At 52.1% G+C, this 25118-nt stretch carries 19 protein-coding genes; 12 read left to right on the forward strand and 7 right to left on the reverse strand.

From position 1 onward, the window contains the following. Positions 1-280: 280 nt before the first annotated feature. Entirely contained in the window at positions 281-1030 is a 750-nt protein-coding gene (locus AAGJ81_00415; GenBank protein ID MEM0964597.1) for a PEP-CTERM sorting domain-containing protein, read from the reverse strand. Positions 1031-1504: 474 nt separating this feature from the next. After that, positions 1505-2800, reverse strand: coding sequence for a Gfo/Idh/MocA family oxidoreductase (locus AAGJ81_00420; GenBank protein ID MEM0964598.1), 1296 nt, complete (start codon positions 2798-2800; stop codon positions 1505-1507). A gap of 376 nt (positions 2801-3176) precedes the next feature. Here AAGJ81_00420 and AAGJ81_00425 point away from each other — a divergent pair, with 376 nt between their 5' ends. Then, positions 3177-3824 (forward strand): DUF1080 domain-containing protein, encoded by a 648-nt coding sequence (locus AAGJ81_00425; GenBank protein ID MEM0964599.1) that lies wholly within the window; start codon positions 3177-3179, stop codon positions 3822-3824. 134 nt (positions 3825-3958) lie between these two features. On the opposite strand, the gene AAGJ81_00430 is transcribed toward AAGJ81_00425, so the two are convergent. Further along, positions 3959-4939 (reverse strand): AraC family transcriptional regulator, encoded by a 981-nt coding sequence (locus tag AAGJ81_00430; protein MEM0964600.1) that lies wholly within the window; start codon positions 4937-4939, stop codon positions 3959-3961. A gap of 66 nt (positions 4940-5005) precedes the next feature. On the opposite strand from AAGJ81_00430, the gene AAGJ81_00435 reads away from it, so the two are divergent. The 7 genes from AAGJ81_00435 (at position 5006) to AAGJ81_00465 (ending at position 12502) form a co-directional block, all read left to right on the forward strand. Further along, positions 5006-5851 carry a sugar phosphate isomerase/epimerase family protein gene (locus tag AAGJ81_00435; GenBank protein MEM0964601.1) on the forward strand — a complete coding sequence of 282 codons (846 nt, stop codon included), beginning with the start codon at positions 5006-5008 and terminating at the stop codon, positions 5849-5851. 34 nt (positions 5852-5885) lie between these two features. Further along, positions 5886-7214 carry a Gfo/Idh/MocA family oxidoreductase gene (locus AAGJ81_00440; protein MEM0964602.1) on the forward strand — a complete coding sequence of 443 codons (1329 nt, stop codon included), beginning with the start codon at positions 5886-5888 and terminating at the stop codon, positions 7212-7214. Further along, complete coding sequence (locus tag AAGJ81_00445) at positions 7211-8128, forward strand: PmoA family protein (protein ID MEM0964603.1); 918 nt, start codon at positions 7211-7213, stop codon at positions 8126-8128. Before AAGJ81_00440 ends, AAGJ81_00445 begins: the two co-directional genes overlap by 4 nt. Positions 8129-8159: 31 nt before the next feature. Then, the gene (locus AAGJ81_00450) at positions 8160-9203 is read left to right on the forward strand and encodes a glycoside hydrolase family protein (protein MEM0964604.1); all 1044 of its coding nucleotides are present in this window, start codon (positions 8160-8162) and stop codon (positions 9201-9203) included. Positions 9204-9355: 152 nt separating this feature from the next. Beyond that, positions 9356-9613 carry a hypothetical protein gene (locus tag AAGJ81_00455; protein ID MEM0964605.1) on the forward strand — a complete coding sequence of 86 codons (258 nt, stop codon included), beginning with the start codon at positions 9356-9358 and terminating at the stop codon, positions 9611-9613. Position 9614: 1 nt separating this feature from the next. Further along, a complete protein-coding gene (locus AAGJ81_00460) occupies positions 9615-10973 on the forward strand; it encodes a Gfo/Idh/MocA family oxidoreductase (GenBank protein ID MEM0964606.1) in 1359 nt (452 codons plus the stop codon). Further along, positions 10970-12502, forward strand: coding sequence for a sialate O-acetylesterase (locus AAGJ81_00465; protein MEM0964607.1), 1533 nt, complete (start codon positions 10970-10972; stop codon positions 12500-12502). Before AAGJ81_00460 ends, AAGJ81_00465 begins: the two co-directional genes overlap by 4 nt. On the opposite strand, the gene AAGJ81_00470 is transcribed toward AAGJ81_00465, so the two are convergent. The 4 genes from AAGJ81_00470 to AAGJ81_00485 form a co-directional block, all read right to left on the reverse strand. Beyond that, a complete protein-coding gene (locus tag AAGJ81_00470) occupies positions 12494-14857 on the reverse strand; it encodes a hypothetical protein (protein MEM0964608.1) in 2364 nt (787 codons plus the stop codon). The genes AAGJ81_00465 and AAGJ81_00470 overlap by 9 nt on opposite strands. Positions 14858-15122: 265 nt before the next feature. Next, entirely contained in the window at positions 15123-16985 is a 1863-nt protein-coding gene (locus AAGJ81_00475) for a sulfatase-like hydrolase/transferase (GenBank protein MEM0964609.1), read from the reverse strand. A gap of 104 nt (positions 16986-17089) precedes the next feature. After that, positions 17090-18118 (reverse strand): alpha-L-fucosidase, encoded by a 1029-nt coding sequence (locus AAGJ81_00480; protein MEM0964610.1) that lies wholly within the window; start codon positions 18116-18118, stop codon positions 17090-17092. Between the two features lie 43 nt (positions 18119-18161). After that, on the reverse strand, positions 18162-18674 hold the full coding sequence (locus AAGJ81_00485; protein MEM0964611.1) for a MaoC family dehydratase: 513 nt from the start codon (positions 18672-18674) through the stop codon (positions 18162-18164). A gap of 105 nt (positions 18675-18779) precedes the next feature. Between AAGJ81_00485 and AAGJ81_00490 the strand changes: the two genes are divergently transcribed. The 4 genes from AAGJ81_00490 (at position 18780) to AAGJ81_00505 (ending at position 25111) form a co-directional block, all read left to right on the forward strand. Further along, positions 18780-19574: an AraC family transcriptional regulator gene (locus tag AAGJ81_00490; GenBank protein ID MEM0964612.1), complete on the forward strand. Its 795-nt coding sequence runs from the start codon at positions 18780-18782 to the stop codon at positions 19572-19574. A 192-nt stretch (positions 19575-19766) separates the two neighbouring features. Further along, positions 19767-22202, forward strand: coding sequence for a hypothetical protein (locus AAGJ81_00495; GenBank protein ID MEM0964613.1), 2436 nt, complete (start codon positions 19767-19769; stop codon positions 22200-22202). Positions 22203-22861: 659 nt separating this feature from the next. Then, the gene (locus tag AAGJ81_00500; protein ID MEM0964614.1) at positions 22862-24196 is read left to right on the forward strand and encodes a Gfo/Idh/MocA family oxidoreductase; all 1335 of its coding nucleotides are present in this window, start codon (positions 22862-22864) and stop codon (positions 24194-24196) included. 3 nt (positions 24197-24199) lie between these two features. Beyond that, positions 24200-25111, forward strand: a complete 912-nt coding sequence (locus tag AAGJ81_00505) for a PmoA family protein (protein MEM0964615.1) — start codon at positions 24200-24202, stop codon at positions 25109-25111. Positions 25112-25118: the final 7 nt, after the last annotated feature.

A 25118-nucleotide genomic window follows, 5' to 3' on the forward strand; every position in this document is an offset into this window, starting at 1 on the left:
GGGGTTAAGGGCAACGAATGAACCCAATATTCTCCTGTTTTTTCGCATCAACCAACTGCATTAGAGTAGCATTTTTATTCTAACGAAAAGTGGAGCTATCGCGGTAGAAGTTTGTGGATTAAAACTACTGAAAATAAGGAATGAGAAATGCGTAAATTTCGTTCCCAGGAGAGGCTATGAAAGAAATCGGCGGTTTGTTTTTCTCTTGTATGAGAAGAGAAAGCCCCGCCAACTTGGATCGTTGGAGGGGCTTTGTGAGGAGAGTTCAGGAGCCCTAATTTTAGCGGCGACGTACTACAACCCAACCTAGCATCGTTAGACCAGCTAGCAAAGCAAAGCTGGACGGCTCTGGAACCGGCGCAAAGCTATATGTCAAAATGGATCTTGAGGAGTTACTCGGATTTTGTCCGAAATCCCAGCTTACGTTATAAGTAGCTGCCGAGGAAACGAGAGCACTCCCTGCAACCATATCACCACCGGAGCTTCCTCCTGGCATTTGAGTTGCGTCTACAGAAGTGATGACCGACGACGCATTCGGAGCCGGTGGAGGGGTTCCTGGATTTGCACTGGCAAAGCTGATCAAGAGAGAGTTGGGCTTTGTGGTGGTAATGCTTGCAGTCCCAGCGGGAATGTCGGACACAGAGGAAACAACACCAGCACTCAAATCCACACCAGAAAGCTCGTAAAGGTATATGCCACCCGATGTAGCGCCGGAGTCCGCAGAGACGGTGATCAGACTAGTCCCGGTGGTTTCAAAGTAAGCCATAGTTCCACGGCTCTCAGTGATTGATCCAGCCGCGGCTACCCCGCCAAACGTAAAGTTGGTAGCGGCGGAGCCATCGGAGTAGGTCATCGCCACGAGAACATTACCAACAGCAGTGGGTGTGTAGTCGATACTGATAGACCCGGCTGAGCCAGTCATTTCAGCGTAATTATCGCCCGCATCGCTTACAACGGTGATCTGTGCAGAGGTGTGGGTGAAAAAGGCTGCAAGCACTGTTGCAGATACGATTGATTTAGGGTATTTCATGTTATGTTTTGGAACGTTTAGTGATTCCTTTGCAGGGGGATTTGCGTTTTACGGTTGGTAAAGGGGCGGCACTCACTAGCTTCAGTCGCCGGTGAGACTAAAGTCTTATTTTTGGCGATTAACGAATGTATTAGCTGCGGATTTGAGGTCTAACGGGTGATATCGCTAAGTTGTGTTTTTGATGCCCTTTGCCTTGTTATTTCCGGTTCGCACTGATCCTTAGCATCTAAACATGCACAATGCCTTCTTCGATCGACTTGATAACCTCGTCTACTACTAAGTTTCCATTTAGGAAGCCGCTCCGGCCTACGGCTCCAGGTTTTTCAAGAACCTTTAACCAACCGCATCAAAGAACCAATAACAACCGCTCAGAGTTTTTATTGTTAAAGTGTCCAACTTGAGGGGACAAGTTACCTTTGAAAAAATCCCAAACGAAGAAATACAATTTCAGTTGGTTGGAATCGGATGGGACTGCTATAGCCCTCGAGTCCAGTCGCGACTCTCGCGTGCGTAATACTTGCTGTCCTGCATCCTGAAATTGTTTCTTGTAAAGGTCTCTGAGTCTGGATCCCAGTTCACGGTTGTCCCTTCTTCAAGTGCTATGTTACCTAGGTGGAGCATGTTTGCCAGATGGTGCCCTGCCTCAACTCCATAGGTGAGTTTCGAGTCCGGATCCTTGATCTTATCCAAAAAGTTTGGCCATTCTAGTTTTGGACGTGGCCAGTATTCAGGGTGCTCGCCGAGTGTCTTGTTGCGAAGGAGATTCCTGTCGCTCGCTTCCAATTTTCCGTTCCAGTCAGTGCATTGAACCCAACCTTCGGTACCTTCAAAGCGAAGTTTAATGTCGCCATTTGCGACGTTGATTGTTGCCCCGTTGGAATACTTGAAATCCAGATCATAACCGTTGGCGGCGGTCACGTACCTATCTCTTGGAATCGTTTCCGCAGTTCCTGATATTTCCACTGGCCCGCTTTCGTCCATGCCGATACCTACCTGCGCAGAATCACACAGGTGAGATCCCCAGTCGGCAAGGCTTCCCCCACTATAATTATAGTGCTGGCGCCAACGTTGAGGGTGACGGACACTTTGGGTAAAATCGGCTGCCGGTGCTGGTCCTAGCCACAGATTCCAATCGAGATCTTCGGGAATCGGCTCAGGAGCTTCCTGCTTCCAATGGATCGGCTTGCGGGGAAGTCCGCAATGAACGTATGTCACCTCACCAATTGCACCGGTCCGAGCCAGACCGGTTAAAAGCCAATACTTGATGAGACTGCGATCCTCAATTCCCCATTGGAAGACCTTGTCGGATCTGTTGACGGCTTCGACTAGATCCTGCCCTTCGGTAATCGTCAGGCTCGGCTTTTCGCAGAAAACGTGCTTTCCTGCCTCAAGAGCCATCAGCGACATTGGGACATGCCAGTGATCCGGCGTGGAAATGACAACCGCATCGATGTCATCACGGGCCAGGATTTCCCGAAAATCTTGGTAAACGTCGCAGTCTTTGTCGCCGTTTTGTTTGTCTACAATCTCCTTTGCATTTGGGAGCTTGCTCCTATCGCAGTCACAGACGGCGACGACTCTAGAAACAGGCACGGATTGAAACCCCCTAAGATTTCGACCGCTTCCCTGAAGACCCATCCCGATAAAGCCCAGGGTAATTTGGTTGGAAGGAGAGGATTGACCGAGCAGACGGGAGGGTAGAACCTGCGGCGCTGCCAGTGCGGCTGCGGTTACAACGGAGGTGCGGGAGATAAAGTGACGACGATTCATGATTCTCGAGGGAGGGAAATTTTTTTGGGGGGTTGCAGATAAGAGGATCTTAGACGCCCTATTGTTCCCGTAAAGAAGGTTGATCAGGGCTTTAACTAGCAAGTGGCTTTAGTTCGCATAGGAACCCGGAAGAATGACCCTGCTACCCAAGGGGTTCGGACAGTATGACCTCTGAATTTCAGATCACGTCAGATCTAGACGATATTCCGCGCAAACTGTCTTTAACCTTAGGCGGAGATAGTGAGGTTTGCTTTCGAAAGATCCGGAAGAATTAGAGGTATTGTTCAAATCGAAGTGCCCTTAATCTATCCACTGGGTAGATAATGCTACATCTAGCGATTTGAAACCCGTCTGATTGGATAAAAAGTAAGACTGTATGAGATTCGCCCCCATTAGTCTTTTAGTCGCTTGTTTCGCTTCAGCCGAAGTTGGGTTTCACTCGGTCGTGGCCGACAGTAGTGAGTATGAAACGCCACTGATCCCGGGTTCTGAATACCGTGTCCACCAACATGACCGACCGCAGCCGCCGCGGGTTGTGCCGGGCGACTTTGTCTCAAGAACGGCCCCAGCGGATGCAGATATCCTGTTCGATGGTTCTTCAATGGATCAATTCGAACCGGGGGAATGGTTCATGAAAAACGGGGTCCTGATCTCAGGAAAAGGAGGCCTTTACAGCAAGAAAGCTTATGGCGACCTTCAAATGCACATCGAGTGGCGAACGCCGAATCCGCCGCGTGGTGGGCCAAAAAGCTTGGGAAACAACGGAGTCAAACTCATGGGTCTTTACGAAATTCAGATCTTCGATTCCTACACTTGTAAAATCTACGCGGACGGATCGGCGGGCGCGGTCTACGCCCAGACTCCTCCTGCGGTGAATGCCTCCCGCAAACCCGGCGAGTGGCAGACCTTTGATATCTATTTCACCGCGCCCGTTTTTGAAGGTGGTCAGTTAGTCAAGCCGGGTTACGTTACTGTCCTGCACAACGGCATTTTTATTTCACAACAACACGGAGATTCTCGGTAAAACCCAGTACAAAGGAGAGCAGCGCTACAAATCCCACGCCGCACGTTTGCCGTTTTACTTAGCTGGGCATGGGAACCCCGTTGAGTTCCGTAATATTTGGGTCCGCGATTTAGATCCTGTCGAGTAGGGTAGCCTTATCTCTTACGATACTCTCTTGGTGTGCAGTTAAACTGCCTTTTAAAACAGTTGGCGAAATACTGACTGGTATTGAAGCCGGTCGCGAAAGCGACGTCAGTGATCGGCATCTCGGGACTACACAAGAGAATGTCCCGCGCGTGGTTGAGTCGAATCCGATTGAGCTGTTCCGCAGGGGTAGCGTTGAAAATTGTGCGGCAGGCAGAAGTGAGGTAGCTCTTCCCGACACGGCAGGCGTGCGCCATCTCGCCGACGCTCCAACTTTCGGATGCTTTCTCAACACTGTATTCAAGGCCGTGAAAGAACTGCCGGATGGTTTGATCGAAGCCTTGCGGGTCCTTCTTGGGGTCAGTTAATCCCTCCGCGAGATAATCGGCTACCTCGACCAGAAGAGCGTTGATGTTGCTAGCGAGTTTCGCCACACAGAGCGCACTCTCGTCTTTGAGTTGCTGGCAGGTGCGCTCCATTAATGGCTTTAAGTGACCATCGGTATCGTGGAACTGGCAGTGCTGATTTTTGCGAAAAGCTCGAAGAAGTGCACGGCGTGCCTTCAGGTCCGGGCCGATCCAACTTGGGAATTCCCATACCCCATTTTGGCCTGCAGACTCCACATCGAGAATCACCCAAACAAGCTTGCAGGGACGGATTGTTGGATCACCAAGCTGATGCCGTTGCCAAGGGCGGGTCACCGTCATGTCTCCTGCGCGTAGGTTCCAATCTCCATTGTTTGTAATGAAACGGCATTCCCCGCTAAAGACATAACAGATTTCGATACCCTCGTTACGGTGCATGGGAAGACCCCAGCTCTGAGGGCCAACAGCGTCCCAGAATCCGATAGTACGCAATCCGGGCAGCGCACCTTTCGGGATTCTTTTTCCTGGATATTGCCCTCGACTTTTTGCAACCAGATGGACTTCACCCTTCTCGACTGCTTCAGAAAGTGGAGCGCAGTTGTCAGCTTCTTTTGGAGGATAGCCCACAATGTGTAATATTCTGCATGGGCAAACCTAAACGTCAATCCCCGCGCGATATGTTATTCTAGTGTTATGATAAAGATTGGCTGCTTTGCGCTGGTTAACCCGTTCAGTCCTCTGGACGCCCAATTCAAAACCATCCGTGAGATGGGTTTTGAGTATGCGGACCTGACTGATAGCCATGACGGTGCTCTGCTGGGCAACGAGTTTGGCTTCACGGCTGCGGCGAGCTTGGATGCACATCCATCCCGTGTGCGAAAGATGGTAGAGGCGCATCAGCTTACACTGACTGCCGTCTGTGCTCATGCGAACCTCCTTGATCCGACGGCACCGGATATTTACGGGACCACTCAGGTTATCAAGGCGATTCGTTTGGCTCGGGACCTTGGTGTGAAGCAAGTCATCACGACCGAAGGGGACCCCAAGACAGCGTTCGGCGAAAAGCTGAGTTACGAAGAGCGAATCTTCTCGATTGTTGAGAAACTATATTGGCCGGTCCAATGGGCGGAAGAGTTGGGTATTCAGCTCCTGGTCGAGCCCCACGGAATCGTAACGGACAGTGTCGAGGCAACGACCGAACTTTTAGAACGTATCGGTAAGACGGATACAGTTGGTCTGAATTTGGATACTGGGAACCTTTGGCTCGGTGGCGGCAACAATTTTGAATACATCGAGCGTTTTGCAGATCGGATCAAACACGTTCACTGGAAAGACCTTGAAGCGGAATGGGAACCCAAGCGTGGGGAACAGTTTGGCTGCGGAATGGGTCTGATTCCACTGGGCGATGGCGTGATTGGTCTTCCCGAGATTGCGGCAGAACTGAAGAAGCGCGGTTTCCACGGACCGACTACCCTTGAGGTATTTGGTGAAGAAGCGGTCAAAGCCTCGGCAGAACGTTTGCAGAACTGGTTCTCGTAAAAACAATATAGCTCTAAACCCAATAAGTTATCCCATGAAGAAAGAACAAACCCGTAGAGAATTCCTAAAGAAATCGATCGGTGCCACTGCGCTTCTCGGTTTTCCGACAATCATCCCTTCGAGCGTGCTCGGCCAAAACGGAAATGTTGCTCCGAGCAACCGAGTCACCATTAGTGTGGTTGGTTGCGGAAGCCGATCTCAAAGCTGTTGGGCTTACAAGAACAATCCGAAGTCGGAGATCGTTGCCGTTTGCGACCCGTTCATTGATCGCCAAATAGAACGTGCAGCTGAATGGGATGTCGCTGACACCTACACCGATTTTCGTGAAGTGCTTGCTCGTGAAGACATTGATGGAGTGCATGTTGTGACGCCAGACCACTGGCATGTTCCTATTTCGTTGGCTACTGCGAGGGCCGGAAAAGACGTCTATTGCGAGAAGCCGCTCGGGGTAAGTATCGAACAGGATCTCGTCGCACGTGAAATTGTGGAAAGGTATGGACGGGTTTTTCAGTACGGAACCCAGCAACGTTCCTCGGATGCGTGCCGTCTCGGCTTGGAGCTCGTTCTGAATGGTCACATAGGTGAGGTGCAGGAAGTGTTTGTTTGGGCTCCGGGAGGTGGATGGGGCGGTGACGGCACTGCTCAACCTGTGCCTGAAGGTTTCGATTACGATCTCTGGCTTGGACCTGCGCCAGAGGCCCCCTACAGCCCCGATCGCGTTTCGTATAAAGGTGCGTGGTTTATCTATGATTATGCTATTGGCTTTATCGCTGGATGGGGCGCTCACCCACTCGACATTCTGCAATGGTGGGCCGATCGAGAGGGACTAGGCATTCCCGTAGAATACAAGACGACCGGTAGGATTCCGACGGATGGACTCTATGATACAGCGATCAACTGGCATATGGATGCGCGCTACCCAAACGGCACGAAGCTGACGTTTATCGATACTCGCTGGGCGCGAAAAGAGGATGCAAAGATTCCTGAAGGAATGAAGGGTGCCGTAGCGGAAATCGGTAATGGAACGTTCTTTGTGGGGAAGAACGGTTGGGTCAGTATTTCCCGTGGTGCTTTCAGAGCTTCAAGCGAGGAGTTACGCAGGAAAGCGAAGGACCCGGGACCGGTTCGCCTACCGATAAGTCGAAACCACATGGGCAATTTCGTTGATTGTATCATTAGTCGCGAAGAACCGATTTCAGGTCTCGAGACCGGCATTAAATCTGACATCATTTCCCAGCTCGGAGACATTGGAATTCGAACAGGCGAAACCGTTGGTTGGGATCCAGTGAAGGAAACGGTCGTCGGAAGCAGTGACGCAATGGCGATGATGCAGCGCAAGATGCGCCCACCTTGGACCTTATGACCAGTGTATGCACTGGGCTCTGGGCAGGTTTGCTTCTGCTAGGCATCCAGTTCCCCACTCCCTCTCCAGAGGTCGAGGTCCTTGAGAGGGAGAATTTTCTATCTCTGGTTGTAGACGGAGTGACGCTATGGACCTATCATTATGATCCAGAAGATGGAAAGCCATTCTTTCATCCTCTGGCGTCAGTTGACGGGACGATATTTACTGCGATTCGACCAAAAGACCATCCTTGGCACAGGGGCCTGTGGTTCTCGTGGAAGTATATCGACCGTGTGAATTATTGGGAGGAAAACCGAAAGACGGGCCTTTCAGAAGGCCGCACCCGTCTCCTCTCGACTCACAATGAAGTCAACGAGGCTACGACAGTGCGTATCCTCCAGAGTCTTGAATATGCGCCGGGAGAAATTGCGGAGAGAGTTGTAGAAGAAGTTCGAGAAATTGTGGTTTCGGCACCCGATTCGTCCGGGCTCTACACGATTGATTGGACGGCAAGATTCAAGGCTCTCGCTGAAGTTGCTCTGGACCGAACGCCCATTCCCGGAGAAGAAGGTGGAAAAGCCTATGGCGGATATGCGGGGCTATCGATCCGGATGAATCCCGGCATGAAACAAGGCGAATTCGTGAACGGATCAGGCCTCAAGGGGAGAGACGCCCACGGGCAGCCATCGAGTTGGGTTCAGTTCACTCTGCCCTCCGGCGCAGGGATCTTGTTCATGGACCACCCTGACAATTTGAGTTCTCCATCCGCTTGGTATGTCTCCAGGATGCCGTACGTGAGTCCGGCCCTTTTGTTTGGTGAGCCTCTGTCTTTGCGGAAAGGTGAGACGTTTGTTCTGAAATATCGGATTGTAGTCAGTGCAACCGAGGTCAACGCTGGCGAGATGTTTGATGAGTGGGTATCGATTTCCCTCTAGAGTTTTTGTTGGTTCTTTCTGAAGGAGATTGATGATGACGCTCGCACGATTCTGTATCGCCTTTGCCTTTTGCGGTTTGGCGTCTGGCGACGAATACGAAGTCGGGAAAAAATTACCGGATGACGCAGTGATTAGCTATCCTGATTCCAATCCACTACGCGACGCTTTGGGACCGATTCCTGCGAACGCTGTTTTTGAGATGGAAGGCTACAGTTTGTGGGATCCTTCTTTGATAAAGGTTGGAGACACTTATCATCTCTTCTGTTCACGTTGGCCGAAAGCGGACGATCACTCTTTCGATTCGGGGTGGAAGCGGAGTCACGTGATCCGTGCGACTTCTAAGAACTTGTTCGGTCCCTACGAGTTCGAAGAGGTTGTCTTACATCCATCCGATCATCCATGGGCTACGAATGGGATTCACAACCCGAAGATTATGAAGGTTGGCGATCGCTATTTGATTTACCATCTCGGTATTCCCGGTTGGTCGACCGGTTTCGCCTATGCCGATACGATAGAGGGGCCATGGGAGCCGGTTGCCGGGCCTGTCGTCAAAGCCAATAATCCAGCCTTGCTACTTCATGAAGACGGCTCCGCCTACATGGTGTCCAAACATAAGCCGAAGCCGACGCGCGATGGAAAATGGGATGCATGCATGGTCGCTCATGTGGCCGATGATGTGAATGGACCCTACAAAAGGTTCGGCAATGGGAGGAATCTTTTACCGTATGATCTTGAATTGGAGGATCCGACCATTTGGTGGGCGAACGAGCAGTATAACGTGATTTGCACGGATTGGGAGGGGAAGGTGACCGGAGTTCAGAAGCCTGTTGTCTATTACACCTCAAAGGATGGAATGAACTACGAGCTTTTCTCAAAGATTCCCGTCTGGACCCAGGAAGAACCGATTCTTCTCGAGGATGGGACGGAGTTGAGCGCAAGTCGCATTGAGCGTCCGCAGGTGTACATCAATGATGAGGGTGAGTTCAGTGCACTTTTGGTAGCCGTAGGTGTGGAGGAGCGGAGTCATGACTATATCGTCATTCGTCCGGTCGATAATTTCGTTCCTGAAAATTGAAACAAGCGTTTGGGGAGATTTGGACTAGGGACTGAGTTCGGAAGGCCGGTTGCCTGTCCGAAAGATAGGAGTAATGGGATCGAACCCGTCTGACTCCAATCGAATACTTGTTTTGGTCCTCTCACCAAAAAACCCTAATACCAAATTTAAGAATGATCGACAGTTATGGTGCAGCTCGGAATCGAAGCAGCGCAAGGCGCGGGGATCGGATGCGTATCGAGATACGCGCCGATCCCTGCAACGCCGCGAACTTCGATTCCGGGCGCATCCCCATGGGACGGGCGTGGGATGAGCCTGAGCTGCGTTTGCCCGATTGGCACGGGTCGCAGACCCGCCTCCAATCGGGCCGCCTTGCTCAGGCTCATCCCACATCCCGCCATAGCTATCGATCCTTCTTAAATTTGGTATAACATGAAACGAAGAGAATTTATCAATGCTTCAGCGACAGCAGCGGCCGGAACCTTTCTACTCCCTCGTTTTTCGATCGGTCAGCCTGGTCGATCGGCAAACTCGAAAGTCAATGTCGGCTGGATCGGAGTGGGTGGTATTGGACAATACGGTCTTCGACGCAGCCTGAACGAGAACATTGTCGCCGTTTGCGATGTGGATTGGCGGGCCAACCCGAGTGGCTTTGAAAAAAGGGCTGCTCTCAAGCACGCGCAGATGGTTCCCAACGCAAAGCGGTTCAACGATTTTCGCAGAATGCTGGATCAGATGGGAGATGAGATCGATGCGGTTGCTATTTCGACTCCGGACCATACGCACTTTGCGATGGCTATGGACGCAATGCAGCGCGGGAAGCATGTCTTTGTCCAGAAACCGCTTGCGCACAGTGTCGATCAAGTGAGGACTCTTCAGGATGCGGCCAAAGAGTACCAAGTTAAGACCGTGATGGGTAATCAAGGGCACTGTTTCGAGGGCGCGCACCGGATTGTTGAGTGGGTCAAGAAGGGTATCGTTGGAGAGGTCGAGGAAGTGCACTGCTGGACAGATCGGCCTCGTTTGCCTTGGTTCGCCTTCAGACCACTGCCTGTCGAGACCGGGCCAGTGCCCGAGGATGTCGATTGGGACCTTTGGCAGGGCCCGGTGCCGGAAACCGAATTCAGTGATGATTACATGCCCTTACGGTGGCGGGCTTTTTGGAAGTACGGTTGCGGAGCGCTTGGAGATATCGGTTGTCACACCTTGGATGCTCCATTCTGGGCACTGGACCTCGGCTATCCGGATAAAGTTGAAATCGCAGAAATGGATCGTTGGGAAAACACCGATTATACACCGCGAGGTGCCCATGTGATTTATCATTTCCCTTCCAAAGGTGATCGTAAGGCGGTAAGGGTCCATTGGTATGAGGGCAAGTTTCGTCCAGACAAGTTGGAGGGGATGGACGAACTTCCCAAAAATGGGATGTATATGAAAGGCAGTAAAGAAACCATTTACCACGAGAATATACGTCCGGAATCTCCTCGTCTCTGGCCTTCTGAGCGGATGAGGGAGTATCGTGACGTGCTCAAGGAAAAGACAATTCCCCGCTCTCATACGGGCGACCCGCATACAGACCTGTGGTCGGCAATTCGTGGTGAAATTGATGAGTGCGGATCCAATTTTGATTATGCTGCTCCTTTGACTGAGACGGTGTTGCTGGGGAGCATGGCGATTCGTGCAAACGAGACGATTACCTGGGATTCCGAAACGATGGAATGCTCCAGCCCACTGGCTCAGCAATGGATTAAGGAGCCTGTCCGGGCAGGATGGGAGTACAGCCTCGAATGAGGCCCAGGAAGATTAAGGCTCTCATCAGTGTAGCTCTTTTGGTTTTTATTTGTACCGGGTCAGTCCGTGCGGAGCTCTGGTTGCCGAGTATATTTGGCGACCGCATGGTCCTGCAGCAGGGGCAGGTGAATCCGGTTTGGGGGAAAGCGAACCCGGGCGAGCTGATTACTGTCTTAATCGACGGACAGACTCTTGAGGTTGTTGCCGATGATCGTGGTGATTGGCGTGTCCAACTAGACCCAATGAGTGCCAGCTTCGACTCGCTGACTCTGACCATTCGGGCGTCAGAAGAGAGTGTTCGTTTCGAAGACGTCTTGATTGGTGAGGTGTGGTTCTGTTCAGGGCAGTCGAATATGGGCTGGAATGTGGCGTCGTCAAAGGACGCGGATCTGGAAATGCTTACTGCGAATTATCCCTATATCCGTTTATTTCAGGTTCCCAGAAAGGGCGCCGCGGAACCGCAGATTGATTTCGAAGCCAAGTGGGTCGCTTGCTCGGAGGAGACGGTGGGCTCTTTTTCCGCGGTCGGGTATTTTTTCGGTCGAACTCTGTTTCAGGTGCTCGATGTTCCTGTTGGTCTGGTCGATAATGCTTGGGGAGGCTCGCCAATCGAATCCTGGATTCCTCGTGATGCCCTTGATTCATCGGGCGAGTATTCGGAAATGCTGGAAGATTGGGACAGGCGTTACGCAGAGTTCTCGGATGAAGCTTTTGCTCGAGAGATTGCGGAGTTCAGTGAATGGGTGGCTTCGGGGAAACCGCCCCCGCGCCGTTGGCGTCCAACAGACATTCGAACGGGTCGGCACCGGCCCGCCAATATTTGGAATGGAATGGTGCAACCGACGGTTGGGTATGGTTTGCGTGGGGTGATTTGGTATCAAGGGGAGAGTAACCTTCGAGATCCTGAGCAGTATCAATCGTTATTTCCCCTGTTCATTAAGAGCTTGCGCGAGCGATGGGGGCAGGGTGACTTTCCGTTCTACTGGGCGCAGCTCGCCGACTTTACAGCGGAGGTTGAGCAGCCTGGCAAGAGTAACTGGGCTGAACTTCGGGAAGCGCAGTCGATGGCTCGGTCACTACCCGGAACAGGGGAGGTCATTACCTTTGATACAGGTGAGGGGCGCGACATCCATCCCAGAGACAAACAAACGGTCTCGGCGCGACTGGTCCGCCATGCGTTGAGGAATGAATACGGAATCGAGATCCATGAAGAAAGTCCACGCTTTGAATCGATGCGAATCGATGACGGCGCGGCAATCATCACATTTAAGAATATGAAGTATGGTCTCTATGCTTTTGATACAAAAGAGGTGCAGGGTTTCTCGATCGCTGGAGCGGACGGTAGATTTGTCTGGGCCAACGGCGAGATTTTAAATTGGAAAACAGTCCGGGTTTGGTCTGATGAGGTGGATGTTCCCGTTGCTGTGCGATACGGTTGGGCGAATAACCCTGCTATCAATCTTTATGATCGGGTAGGGCTGCCAGTCGCACCGTTTCGAACCGATGGTGAAGATCCGCCTTTAGATTGAACCGCTCACCAAGACCACCTTTGCAGAGGTTGCGACTGCGCCTGGCTCTTCGAATGAGACCTCAATGGTGTTGCTTGTCTTGAGCAGTGCGGGATCGTAATCGAATTCGAAATAATCGAAGAAACGTTGGGCGCCTTTGCTGTAGCTCAAGTCGAGGGATTGGCTCTCCACTCCGTTTAGCGAAACAGTCACGCCTTTTTCAAAACCATTGGGGCGATGCACCCCAATACGAACCTTGCTGCTGAGAAGGTTTTTACTAAGTTCACTCTCGTCGATGGCGACTTCAAAAGTAACCGGCTGGTCCGCTCGAATAGCCGTTTCGGGTGCGTACCATGAGGTTTCGTTGTGAATAGTGTCCAGCCTAGGAGCATCCGAAAGCGTCAGTTCGACAATCTGGGTGACATCGACGCCTGCGTCTATCGAGGATAGGTCTTCGACTGGCTCGTCGATGAAGAGCATTTCTCCCTTTTCAAAGACGGGCTTGATTCGTCTGGCGGATTCGATCTGGATCCCCTCGGGGAGAGTGGTTTCGAGATTGATTCGCGCTCTTTGGTCGAACCGGTTGTTGAGGACGACGCGAAGAACGTTTCCGTCGAGAACAGCGAAGCTATAGATTTTGCGATGGTCTTCGGTTGAGGTTACCCGCTTGCCTTTGAAGTCTTCCCACAGGTCGATAAAATAGGCGTTCTTCGTCTTGTAGTATTCGCCGTCTTCATCCCGGTGGATGAATGATTCCATCGCATGGGGATCCCAGTGCATGTAAGTGAGGAGGAAAGGTACCGTGAGGTCGAAGTCCTGGGGTCGGTCGAGGAAGTTGACGAGCATGTTGTTGACGTTCTTCACGTGAGTCCAAAAACCGATGTCGCCGTTGGGAGCGTTCAGCGTCCCGTACTCGGTTACCAGTATAGGCACCTCGTAATCGATCTTGGTCATGTGGGCCTTGAGCATGTCGAGGGTGCATTCGAGGTTTCCCTGTGCGTATCCGTCGCGGCCGTTCCATTGATCTCCGTAGGAGTTGTTGGAGGCGATTTCGTAAAAGTGGTGGGAGTAAAAATCCATCTTACCCTTGGTCAGGTCCATGAAGCGCTGCTGGTTCTTCCAGACCCGAAAATCGTTTCGGTGTGGCTGGATCCATGCGGACGCGGGACCTCCGACCTGAACATCCGGAAACTCGGCGCGGATGCCGTCGGCCATCGCGATGTGAAAGTCAGCCAGCTTGCCCCAACTGTCGTAGCCCTCCTGCCCGTGCCACATCCATTCGGACTGGATATCACTCTCGTTTTTTACCTCCCACCAGTCGGCAGTGCGGCCGCTGTCGCGCACCTGAGCTTTGAGGTACTCGACGGCCAGCTCGGTCGCAGCATCATAGTTTTCAGGTGTTCCACGGATGTTGGGAATTCCTTCGACGTCTGGTTCCATGAAGGAGGGCCAGTTATCAAAGCACATGGCGAAGGTCATTTCGGGATCGACCCCCTTGAAGCGCCAGAACATGCCGACGTTGCGATCAAAGAAGGACAAGTCGGCATAACCTGGGCGGTCCGGGTCTTCGGTCAGATGGTCGAGCCGATCTGCTGCGCCGTAGCGATCCTCAAGAAGGGGTCCCAGCTTCTCGATCTGACGGCCGGGGAGAAACCCTTTTCCAACGAAGTAGGGCTCTTTCCCGGACTGGTCCATGTTTGGACTGGCGTAGTAGCGGAAGTAACGGTCCCTCTGCAGTTCGGAGATACCATGAATAGCACGGTAGGCGGTTACATCCACGTGAACGTTTACATCGATGATTGGCTTGTCCAACCCGGGTGCGATGTAGAGACTTGGGTTGAAATCGACCGCGATACCCTCCCAGTTCACAAGCAAAACTTCATCAACCGTTCCCTCGCCGATGAATTCCATCCAGTAAGGCTCGCCCTCCTTGATACTCGCCAGAGCGGCTTCGATGACGAATCCACGGTCCGATTGCTGACTGATCTTTGCCTCGCGAAAGCCGTCGGTTTTCGAGGTGAAACTCACCTGCTTTATGCCGAGCAGGCCTTCGCCTTTCACTTGAAAGGAGCGGAAGGATTGTCGGTGGCGGGCTACTTCCAGAGGAACGGGAATATCCGCCTTTCCGTCGATCTTTAGAGGCCCTGTGAAGAACGCGACAGACATGAGTCGTTCGTATTGCGCGTTTACCTGAATATCGGTGGTGCTTGGATACTTCTCCTTCACCACCTCCATGAGGTGTTGGTGGTTCTCATACGCTTCTTTTCCGGCGCTTCCAAGTTGTTCAATAACCTCCGGGCTAAGGGCTCCGTTCGCTGAGAGGAAAAATACAGTGCTCGCGAGATTTGCGATAAGTAGCTTGGGGATCGGGATCATCAGGTTTTCGAAGGGAATCGAATTACTCGTGTAATTATGCGGCTTTGATAGAGTCTAGGTTACTAAAGCGAGTGGCATGAGTTTAAGGTGCAATGTGGGTGCTTCGAACGTAGCATCGGTCGTGAGACTGACGGTCCAAAGTGGCAGATGAAAACCGAAGAACTGCGCGCTCATCCGCCTTATGGCGGGATGCTACAAAATACTCCCGACAAACGCTTGAAACAGTGACATTCAGGCTACAGAGGCAATTCCAGTTTGTTCTCATTTAGAGTGAAAGCTCTTTGTCGTCTGCGCCGGGCGCAAAATTGCTACGAACGATTTCGGTCCCGCTGCCGTCCTGTTTCCAGTCTACTTCAACACGTCCGTCTCCGATTACGATATCGAGTAGTTTTTCCCTCATCGCTTCAGCGATCCGGCGATATCTCGAATCAAAGGCGACGTTGTTCAATTCTTCGGGATCCCGTTGAAGATCGTAAAGAACGGGTTCCAACTGTTTGTAGGTGGCGTTCATCGCCCAGTTCATGTTCTCCCCACCCATCCTGTTGCGGGGACGGGACTTGATAGAGAACATGTAATCCTGCGTACGGATGGTGGCACGTGGACCCGTCACGGCGTGGCTTTCCTTGATTACGTAGTCACGGCGAATATCACCAGAAACCACCTTGGCCAAATCGAAGCCGTCGAGGTATTCGAATTCAGGGCTATCTAAGTTCCCCCCTCCGGCAGCGATGATCGTTGGAGCAAGATCGACCAGCTCAGTCAATTCGGTGACCACCTTACCGGCGGGGAATGTCTCTTTGTCTGACGACACAACGATCACTGGAGTAAGGGCATCGGTCTTCCAAGGAGCAAACTTGTAGATGGCACCGTGTTCGTTGAGACGCCACCCGTGGTCGCCACAGACGTAGAGAATCATCCATTCCTGCCGTTGCGATTCACTGTATTCAATAAAGGCGTCGACGGCCTCGCCGATGAGAGCGTCGCCGTAGGCGCAGAACGCGTAATAATCCTGGACCATCTGTTGCTTGTCTTCCTCGCTGTAGTGATCGGAGGCGCTGCCTCTCACCAGTTTCTGAAGCTGCGGCGGGAGTTTATCAAATTCATCCGGATCCACTTCAGGGATCTCGTATCGTTTGTTTGCAAAGCGGTCGCGGAACGACTTGGGCGGGAGGACCGGAGTGTGCGGGAAGTCATATCCGATGTAGGCCATTAGGGGTCTCGATGGATCAACTCCCGTAAAAGACTGTGATCCGATCTTCATCTTTTTATCCTGGTTTTCGAGAAAGCGAATCAGTTGCTGGTTATAGACGCCATCGCGGGTTTCACCGCAGGGCAGGGGACTGACGCCACCGATGATTTCACCGGATCCATACGCATGATCTTTCGGCGACTTGTACTTGCGGAGGATGTCGTATTTCTCGTCGATCGTGCGGTTGTGATCTTCGAGCCCCGGGACCTCATTGAGGAACGAAGCGGTCACTTCCCAGTCACCTTCGGGCGTCATGAACCATTCACCGCGACCTGGATTGGGGACCTTGACGCCATCGACTTCGGAGATGGTTCCGGTGTTGCGCCAGTCGGTAAGTCCATCGAGCCAAAGGGGATGGTGAAATACACTTTGCTCGTACTTCTGTTTCCCTCCGAATCGACCGTTTGGATGGGTTGTGCGAACGCGAACGCCCATTTTGCCCACATGAAAAGTCTGATAGCCGAGGAGTGCCATTTGCTCCGGAACCGAGAGCTCGGCGTGTTCGACCTGATCATTGAACCACTCAAACTCGTAAAGGCCGCTTCGATGTGGGTAACGGCCGTAGTGCATCGAGGCACGGGACGGTGCACAACCCTGCGCCTGGCAATAAGTGTTGATAAAGGTGGTCCCCATCTCCGCGAGACGATCTGTATTCGGAGACTCAACATAGCCAAGAGGGCTCATTTCCTCTCCCGTAATCGCCTCGTTGAAGGCACGAATCGAGTCGTAGCGATGATCGTCGGTAATGATCCAGAGGATGTTTGGCTTCGACTGACTCAAAACAGTCGGCTGAGCGGCAGGTAACCGATCGACTGAAATCATCAGTAGACCGAGGGCAGTGCCTAATAAGAGGGCGGCTTGGGTAGTTCGCTCACACATGGGTAGGGTGGAATTTCGCAGTAGGAGTATGCCTTAGTAGAATAGGCTAGCAAAAAACCAAATTGTTCCGAAACTAGCCAAAAGACAGTTTGTCAATCCATAGGTTAGCCGAATCCCAGCAGGTCGATATTACTGCGGAGGCTTTGGAGCGCATCTATCCAGCGCTGCGGCATTCGACCACGTTTATCGGGAGGGCAATTGAGAAGAAAATTGGCCTCCCGACCAACGGTTGCCAAGTACATGCCGAGAAGGTCCTGATCGTTTCGGGCGAGGTCATCGTCTTGGTAGAACCAGTCTCGACCAATCGTGTCGTTCGTTTCTCCGGGTATGAAATAGTGATCGCCAAGTATTTCTTTCCACTGGAAGTAAGACTTTTTCCCGTGGCCATTGTAGTAGTTTGGGAACGTCCGCTCCATCGTCATGAAGTCGGACGGGTGCGCGAAGGTCGGGTCGAACTTGGTGCCGTTTTGGCAGGAGTGATTGTAGCCGCAGAAGATCCCGGGCTTTCTGGAAGTGATTCGCTCGTAGAGCTCGTGACGTTTGTCGTAGGGGAGGACCCGTGGCATATCGATCCAGAAGAGGTCGGGATCATAGTGATCGATCAGCTCGTCGCACTGGTTCCACATAAACTCGCGGTAAGCATCGTTTGTATGGGTGACTCCGTAACCGTACTCCTTCCAGTCTCTGGTGACTTGCATGCCGAAGAGGTTCGTATTGTCCCATGCGCAGTAATAAATGCCGACCTTGATGCCCTTTTCACGACAGGCATTGACAAACGCGCCGACGACATCGGTGGTTTCTTTGCTGTTCTTGACGGAGTAGTCGCCAAATTGACTGGGCCAAAGTGCATGCCCGGCCACATGCTTGGCAGTGAGTACGGCGTAACGCATACCTGCGTCTCTTGCCACAGAGATCCATTCGTCAACATTTAGGTCGGTCGGATCGTAGGTGTCGATTGGCTCGCAGGCGCTGAGTTCGTTTTGGTCGAATGTTGACATGCCCCAGTGAATGAACATGCCAAATTCCCACTGCATGTATTCCTTGAGTTTTTGAATACTCAAACGCTGTGCGCCTGCACCCTCTGCAGAGGATAGATCGGTAATGATGGTTGAGTCGGGGATGGTTTCGGCCATGGTCGTTTGGCGTTGTTAGTGGTTGGGAAAAGACCGAGATCCTTTAACCGATCTGTTTGGCAAAGTCTGCGGGGTTCCGGTACTTCACGGTTTGCAGGTGTTCGGCATAGAGCGCGAGCTCACCTTTGCCTTTGAACACCTCATAGCTAACGCGAATAAGGCCCATTTCCTTATATTTTGGACGTTTTTCGAGATGGGTGCGGATGGTGTAAATAGTATCTCCAATGAACACCGGCTTTATGAAGCGCAGTTTATCGTAGCCGTAGCTAAAGGTGTGCACGTTGTTGTTTGCCATGAGTCCTAATCCATAAGCAAAAACCTGGGCACCAGCGACGAGGCGCTTACCGAACAATCCCTCTTCTTTTGCAAAGGTCTCATCGCCTACGTAAGGATGCATATCGAGTACCATGGCGTTGAATTGCATGGCCTCTCCCTCGGAGATAGTGCGCCGGATCGAGCGGTCCTTCTGACCGATGATGAAATCCTCATACATCCAGTCTTCTGTGTTGTATTGCTTAATGGAAGAATGGCTCTCAGGGGGTGTCTTTTCTGGCATATTGGTAGGGGATTGAGGTTTTTGGGATGTTTGCAATGGACCCTCCCAGCCTAAGCAAAATTGGGACCGTTGACAATGTCTGTGACTTTCAATGAATTATCTAAAATGAACATTTATGATTCCTGTGATGGGTTGATTGCATCCGTCTACACCTACAGTCCGAGTGGGACGTATGGCCCGCGGGTGCATTCTGATCTGCGATTGGTCTATAATTACACGGGTTCGTGTGACGTGCGGATTGACGATGCATGGCATCACGTGGGTACGGGTGAGATGATCTTTCTACTTCCGGGAACCGAGGAGGAGTATCGATACGATAAAAAGCGCAAATCCCGTTGTGGATGGTGCGCTGCCTTAAACCCCCAACCACAGGATCAGGTTTGCCAGATGTTGAGAGATTTGCCGGCTGTCCATTCGTTCAGCGGTCGCTTTCAAAAACTTGCGGCATTGGCTGAGGATCTCTATCCGGCGAGTTCGACTGGCGAGAGAGAGGTTTATGATGCCATTGTGGAAGCGATGTTTCGTGAATTTTTTCGCATTGCAGGTTACCAGAAGGAGGCCCCAGTCCATCCTGCAGTGGAAGCCGCCCGACGGACAATTGAAAGAGATTTTGGCGAGTCCTTGGACGTTGCGGCCATTGCTCATCGATCAGGCGTCAGTCCACAACACTTGGTCCGTTTGTTTAAGCAGCAGCTAAAAACGACACCGACCCGTTTATTATGGGAAACACGTTGTGAAAGTGCTGCCCGTATGTTGCAGGATACCGGTTTCAGCGCGGGGGAAATTGCCTACCGTTGTGGCTTTTCCAACCCAAATCACTTTTCTCGTGTATTTAAGATTCATCATGAGGGCGTTCCGCCTTCTGCTTTCCGTCGTCGGTCTTGGGGAGCTGAATCTTGAAATTTGGTGTCACGTAAGCCATGGGCTCTTTTTTGGGGGCTGTCGGAGATTGTGGGTTGTTCGATAGGAGCAATCGCTGGTGCACGGTTTTGGTCCATGACGAGGAGAGATATGGGAAATGCTTGAATTATTCGTGTAAAGTAGACAGAAGGGTGACGCTCTTTTTAACTGAGCGTTCCCCAAACTCTTCCCATGAAACTGTCGCCCCCATCGTTCTCCCAATTTTTCGTGCTTGCAGCCTTTAGTGCACTAATTGTTTCTTCCCAGGTGTTATCCGAGTTGTCGGCCGCGAATTCGCCGTGGACGAACGCGAACCGGATCGCGATCACCGCTGACGGTAATCCGGACGCTGACGCAGACGATGTGGGTGCGACCGCCTTTACTTTGGCGGTTCTGGCGAAGGCTGGACTGCAGAACAATCTAGTTCACTACAGTTTCAATAATTTTCTCGAATACAAGGTAATCAGTTCGGGAGGGAATCGGATGTGGCTCAGTGCAATGGGCGGTCAAACGCGCTGGGGCTTCGATGCCAACCGGTTTCATGATGCGGGCAATGATCCAGATGGTGCCGTTGCCCATTTGACGGCACAGATTGATGCGTCCACCGCTGACGATCCGCTCTACTTGATAGCGGCCGGTCCCATGGAGATCATCTACCGCGCCCTCGAGGCAGCGGACCCGTCGGCGCGAAATTTCGTCGTTATCATTTCCCACCACGACTACAACGAATATTTCAAACCTCGTCTCTGGCAGCGGAACTGGAACGCCGTTAAGACTCTTGTCCCCGGCATTGGCTACCTTCGCATACAGGACCAGAACGGTAGCAATGGGAACGGACTCAAGGGAAGTGCCGACTCCGATTTTCATTGGCTGCGGGACCATGCAGATGCCAATTTGAACTGGGTTTATGATCGCGTCGTGGCCGGTAAGCCCGATGTTTCAGACGCGGGTATGTTGACCTGGTTGATCGGTATCAATGGTAGTGATGAGAAAGTGACCATCCCCGAGATGCAGACTTGGTTTGGTTCGGCCGTGATCCCGACAAACGGGGGCAGTTCTTCGACGCCTGCTGCGCCCGCAGGAGTTGAGCCGGAAGTCATCCCGCCGGAAACGGAGAGTATCTTTCAAGAGGTCGATGGGAAAATCGTGATCGAGGCCGAGAGTGTGCCGCTTACGGATAACTGGCAACTTTTGACGACCGACATCCACTACGAGGCGGGCGACAATCCAAACTTCTCTGGCGAGGGCTATATTCGCTGGGTGCCTTCCTGGATCGGTAAGATCGACCATCAACACCAGGGCGTGCTGATTTACAAACTTCGAATCACCAACCCAGGCAACTATCGGATGGCACTGCACTCCTCACACAAAGGTGCGCCTGAACGCGATAAATGGAATGATTGCTGGACGGTGATGGGGCTCAATCCCGTCAATCCATACGGCATCACCCGGAAAACCTACCACTCGATCAATAATGATCAATTCAATGCGGGGACGGATTTCAGCTGGCAGACTACCCACGACAACTACGGCACAGTGGCTCAAACCGATGGTCACTTCTCGACTCCCCTTTACACTCTCACCGCGGGTGATCACTATTTCTTCATCGTGGGTCGCTCGGGTGGCTTCCGCATCAACAAGATTCATCTTTTCAAGGAAGGTGTTTCTGGATTCAAAAGTGATTCCGAACCCGTGACACCGATTCTGTCTGGAAAGACTGTGGCGCCAACAGCCCACATTCACATGGATGGGGACGATGTAGTGCTGGGAATCACGGACGGTTCGCCGAACGGCTGGTTTTCGGTCTTTTCGAAGGTCCATCTCCATGATCCTGAGTGGATCATTCGGGAGTCCGGCGTTCGGATTGACGGTTCGGGTAACGGGTCCGTTACGGTTTCGAAAGGGGCCGCGCACGAGTTCTTTATCCTGAGGGAGACAGATGCCCCTCCGCCTGCACTGATCGAATTCGTGACTCCCTATTACATCAACGGTTCGCTCAATGGGCAGCAGAGCTGGAATGCGGAAAGCGGCTGGACGGTCGCAGATTCCGGTGGAAGCGGATATGCGACTACACCGGATACTCAAAGCGTCGCGGTTTTGAATGAAGCCATCCTGCTAGACGTTGGTGAAAAATTCGGTTTCAGCATCAATTTTCAATTTGGCGGCAGCTATTCCACACCCACGGGTTTTGTTTACGCGTTTTCGTCTGGCCTAAAAGGGAACAACACGGCAGTTCACGAAGGCACTGGCTCGACAGCGGCTGATGCAAACATCCAAATCCTATCTGGTTCAGATGAATACCGCTTGTTGAGCAACTTTAGCGCTGGCGACATTTCGGGAGAATCTTCGATTGAAACGGGAGCGATCAACGAAGGCGACCTATTGCAGTTCGATTACGAACTCACCCTTGGTGCAAATGCAGCGACTACGACCTACACAGTTCGTCTGCAAAATCTCACTGATGGCACGGATACCGGAGTCGGCACGGTTACTGGTGTGGATGCTGGCATTTACAGTGCGTTGACGGGGACTGGGGCCTACATGTTTTTCCAGTCAATCAATGCGGCAAACAATGGAGCCGGACTCGAGAATCTGCGGGTGAATTCGATTACCTTTCCTAACAATTGAGCTAGACCGTTGTTCGGTGTTTGCGGTGATTTTTCCTGTTTCCATGTCATCCACGACTGTGCTGATTCCCTCGATATTCGGCTCTTTGCGTGGCGAATAGACTACAGGCACCCTAATTTTCAAAATATCATCGTAGTAATAGGGCGTGCTTTCGCTAACCATAAGGCATCCGGCTTCCAAGCTTCGAAGAGTGTTTATAGAGCGACTGCATCGGCAGGCAAGTAATCCACGTTACGGAGAATCTGGCATGGGTCGTGAAGGTTGGGCATATTCTGCTATTTCCCCGGAGAGGGCGCGTTCATACTCGCTGGTGCCTTGCATCAGTAGGACAATCGCCGAGGGTCTATGGCGTAACCTGGCCGTGGGCTGAGATTCGTCGTATGGTTCCCAGCCAGCATATGATTTCTGCATGAATTGAGGAAAAATATGCACGAATATTCATTGTTGAATGGAAGCCGTAGTGTTACCCTCAGGGAATTACTCGTGTGAAGCTTTCTGAATGTCTCATGCCAAACCTCAATACACCACTTTCAAAGATCGAGCAGGAGGGCCGTCTACTGCGATCCGCTGAATCAAAGGGCGTCCTGGAGTGCGATGATACTCCGCCTTCGAATAGCGGTTAGCCAACAACTATTACCCAACTCAACCCCTCTAACACTATGAAACGCAGAAAATTTATTCAAAGCTCTCTCGCTGCTGGTGGTTCGATCCTGCTCCTTCCATCCCGTGTTTGGTCGAATCCTTCGAAGAACGAAACCATGCAAATCGGCCTGATTGGCTCCGGACGCATGGGTTGTGCCAACATGCGTGGAATATTGGCAAGCGGGATCAAGCCGGAGATCAATGCCAGAGTTGTTGCTGTCTGTGACCCTGATAGCAAGCGAACGGAGAACGCTCGTATGATCTGCGAGGCGTTTTACAAGGAGAGGGGTGAAGCAAAAGTGGAGATCACGGAATTTAAGGACCACCGGGATCTCATCGCGGACCCCTCCATTGATGCTGTGGTCATTGCTACTCAGGATCGCTGGCATGCGTTGCAAGGAATTGCCGCTGCGAATTCGGGTAAGCACATCTTCATGCAAAAGCCTTTGACCTACTCGATTCCTGAGGGGATTGCTCTTGTGGAGGCGGTTCGCCGCAACGGGGTCACGCTCCAAGTCGGATCACAACAGCGGTCGAGTGTTTATTTTCGGACCGTCTGCAATATTGTTCGGAACGAATGGCTCGGGAAAGTCGAAGAGATCGTTGTTGAAGTGCCTACCGATAAAGGAAATCAGGCGTATGTCGAAATGCCAGTGCCGGACCACTTGGACTATCAACTCTGGCTCGGTCCGGCATCATATACTCCATACTCTGAATTGGGCGTTCATTCGCAAACAATCAACGCGGAGCGGAGATACGTCGGGCGTCCGGGATGGCTGCAGCGTGAGGATTTTTGTCTCGGCATGATTACGGGTTGGGGCTCGCACATGTATGATATTGCACAGTGGGGTATCGGTACAGACATGACAGGAGGTCCCATAGAGATAAAGGCGACCGGCGAGTTTCCCGACCGCGGCATCTTCAATGTGCACGTTGGTTACGAGGGTGAGGCTCTTTACGAGAACGGCATTGTTTTGCGTTCAAGGAATGGAAACGCTGGAGTTACGTTTAAGATGGAAAATGGGGAAGCAGGCTGCTGGCGTGAAGGGTTCTATTGCAGTGATAAAGAGCTTCTTCGTCGCAAACCGACCGAAAGTGAAGTGTCGCTGTATGAGAGCAAATGGCATGAGTATGATTTCTTAAAAGCAGCGCGTGAGGGCAGAGACGGTATCTGCCCGGTCGAAGGTGGCCACCGCACCAACACCATTTGTGTTCTGCACCACATCTCGATGAAGCTAGGCGGGCGGAAATTGAATTGGGATCCGAGAACGGAACAAATCATCGGTGACCCTGAGGCTTCCGCGATGATGCATCCGCCGATGCGGGGCCACTGGAACCTTGCACAGGTTTGAAACATGCGACGCAGCGGATTGCTCCTCGTTCTCACCTTTCCCTTTTTTATCGCGGCGGGGGACGAGACTGTTTCGCTTGAAGTCGGTGGCAAGGAGCTGGTCACCTATCAGGCACTCCCGCTTTCAGATCACTACAAGGGTGACCTCTTTCGGGGCAGTAACTTTATTCATCCGCTGAAGACCCCGTCCGGTTTCATCGTTACCGAATCCGCACCCAAGACTGATCATCCGCATCATTTCGGACTTTGGTGGCCATGGAAGCATATTGAAGTGGAGGGCCGACAGGTTCTTTGCTGGGAGCTGCAAAGGGGTGACGGGATCGTAGAGGCGAGGGGTGCGAAGATGGTCCCGAACGGGCTGATCGGGGAGAGTGTATACATCGATCGTAAAGCACCCGATGGTCCAATTGTTCGGCTAAAGGAAAAAACCAAAGTGGCCGTGTCCGAATTGGTGGAGACCCCTGCTTCCGGGTATTTTGTCGATCTAGAGATTTCCCAACAGACTTCTGACGGCGAGACAGTTGTTGTGACTCCCTACCGGTATAGTGGATTTGCAATGCGCGGCAGTCCAATTTGGGCGGGAACCAGCACCTATCTCACAAGTGAAGGGATCGGTCGGGCTGGTTCGAACACCTCGAGAGCACGGTGGGTGAGGATCGAAGGACCTACGGGCATCGATGATGAGCGTGCCGGGGTGCTCTTAATGAGTCATCCAAAGAATCAATCCCACCCTGAGCATTTGCGCACCTGGGAGAAGGGGAAAGTCTTCGTCAATTTTAACACCGTGCAAAAAGAGCCTTGGGTTCTGGAGCCCGATAAGTCTTATCTGCGTCGATACAGGCTCTTCGTTTTCGATGGATCGATTTCGGCTGATGAGGCTGAACGCCTATGGGAAAAGTACGCCGACGGAGAGTAGCAGTCTA

Source organism: Verrucomicrobiota bacterium, from assembly GCA_038744685.1.
In the GTDB taxonomy this organism is placed as follows: Bacteria; Verrucomicrobiota; Verrucomicrobiia; order Opitutales; family Puniceicoccaceae; genus Puniceicoccus.

What these genes read in the sequence shown, in the direction of transcription:
- AAGJ81_00480 (MEM0964610.1), bottom strand. Translation starts at nt 18,118, where the DNA reads ATGGCCGAAACCATCCCCGACTCAACCATCATTACCGATCTATCCTCT.
- AAGJ81_00495 (MEM0964613.1), top strand. Translation starts at nt 19,767, where the DNA reads ATGAAACTGTCGCCCCCATCGTTCTCCCAATTTTTCGTGCTTGCAGCC.
- AAGJ81_00440 (MEM0964602.1), top strand. Translation starts at nt 5,886, where the DNA reads ATGAAGAAAGAACAAACCCGTAGAGAATTCCTAAAGAAATCGATCGGT.
- AAGJ81_00455 (MEM0964605.1), top strand. Translation starts at nt 9,356, where the DNA reads ATGATCGACAGTTATGGTGCAGCTCGGAATCGAAGCAGCGCAAGGCGC.
- AAGJ81_00435 (MEM0964601.1), top strand. Translation starts at nt 5,006, where the DNA reads ATGATAAAGATTGGCTGCTTTGCGCTGGTTAACCCGTTCAGTCCTCTG.
- AAGJ81_00420 (MEM0964598.1), bottom strand. Translation starts at nt 2,800, where the DNA reads ATGAATCGTCGTCACTTTATCTCCCGCACCTCCGTTGTAACCGCAGCC.
- AAGJ81_00475 (MEM0964609.1), bottom strand. Translation starts at nt 16,985, where the DNA reads ATGTGTGAGCGAACTACCCAAGCCGCCCTCTTATTAGGCACTGCCCTC.
- AAGJ81_00425 (MEM0964599.1), top strand. Translation starts at nt 3,177, where the DNA reads ATGAGATTCGCCCCCATTAGTCTTTTAGTCGCTTGTTTCGCTTCAGCC.
- AAGJ81_00485 (MEM0964611.1), bottom strand. Translation starts at nt 18,674, where the DNA reads ATGCCAGAAAAGACACCCCCTGAGAGCCATTCTTCCATTAAGCAATAC.
- AAGJ81_00490 (MEM0964612.1), top strand. Translation starts at nt 18,780, where the DNA reads ATGAACATTTATGATTCCTGTGATGGGTTGATTGCATCCGTCTACACC.
- AAGJ81_00450 (MEM0964604.1), top strand. Translation starts at nt 8,160, where the DNA reads ATGATGACGCTCGCACGATTCTGTATCGCCTTTGCCTTTTGCGGTTTG.
- AAGJ81_00500 (MEM0964614.1), top strand. Translation starts at nt 22,862, where the DNA reads ATGAAACGCAGAAAATTTATTCAAAGCTCTCTCGCTGCTGGTGGTTCG.
- AAGJ81_00465 (MEM0964607.1), top strand. Translation starts at nt 10,970, where the DNA reads ATGAGGCCCAGGAAGATTAAGGCTCTCATCAGTGTAGCTCTTTTGGTT.
- AAGJ81_00415 (MEM0964597.1), bottom strand. Translation starts at nt 1,030, where the DNA reads ATGAAATACCCTAAATCAATCGTATCTGCAACAGTGCTTGCAGCCTTT.
- AAGJ81_00505 (MEM0964615.1), top strand. Translation starts at nt 24,200, where the DNA reads ATGCGACGCAGCGGATTGCTCCTCGTTCTCACCTTTCCCTTTTTTATC.
- AAGJ81_00460 (MEM0964606.1), top strand. Translation starts at nt 9,615, where the DNA reads ATGAAACGAAGAGAATTTATCAATGCTTCAGCGACAGCAGCGGCCGGA.
- AAGJ81_00445 (MEM0964603.1), top strand. Translation starts at nt 7,211, where the DNA reads ATGACCAGTGTATGCACTGGGCTCTGGGCAGGTTTGCTTCTGCTAGGC.
- AAGJ81_00470 (MEM0964608.1), bottom strand. Translation starts at nt 14,857, where the DNA reads ATGATCCCGATCCCCAAGCTACTTATCGCAAATCTCGCGAGCACTGTA.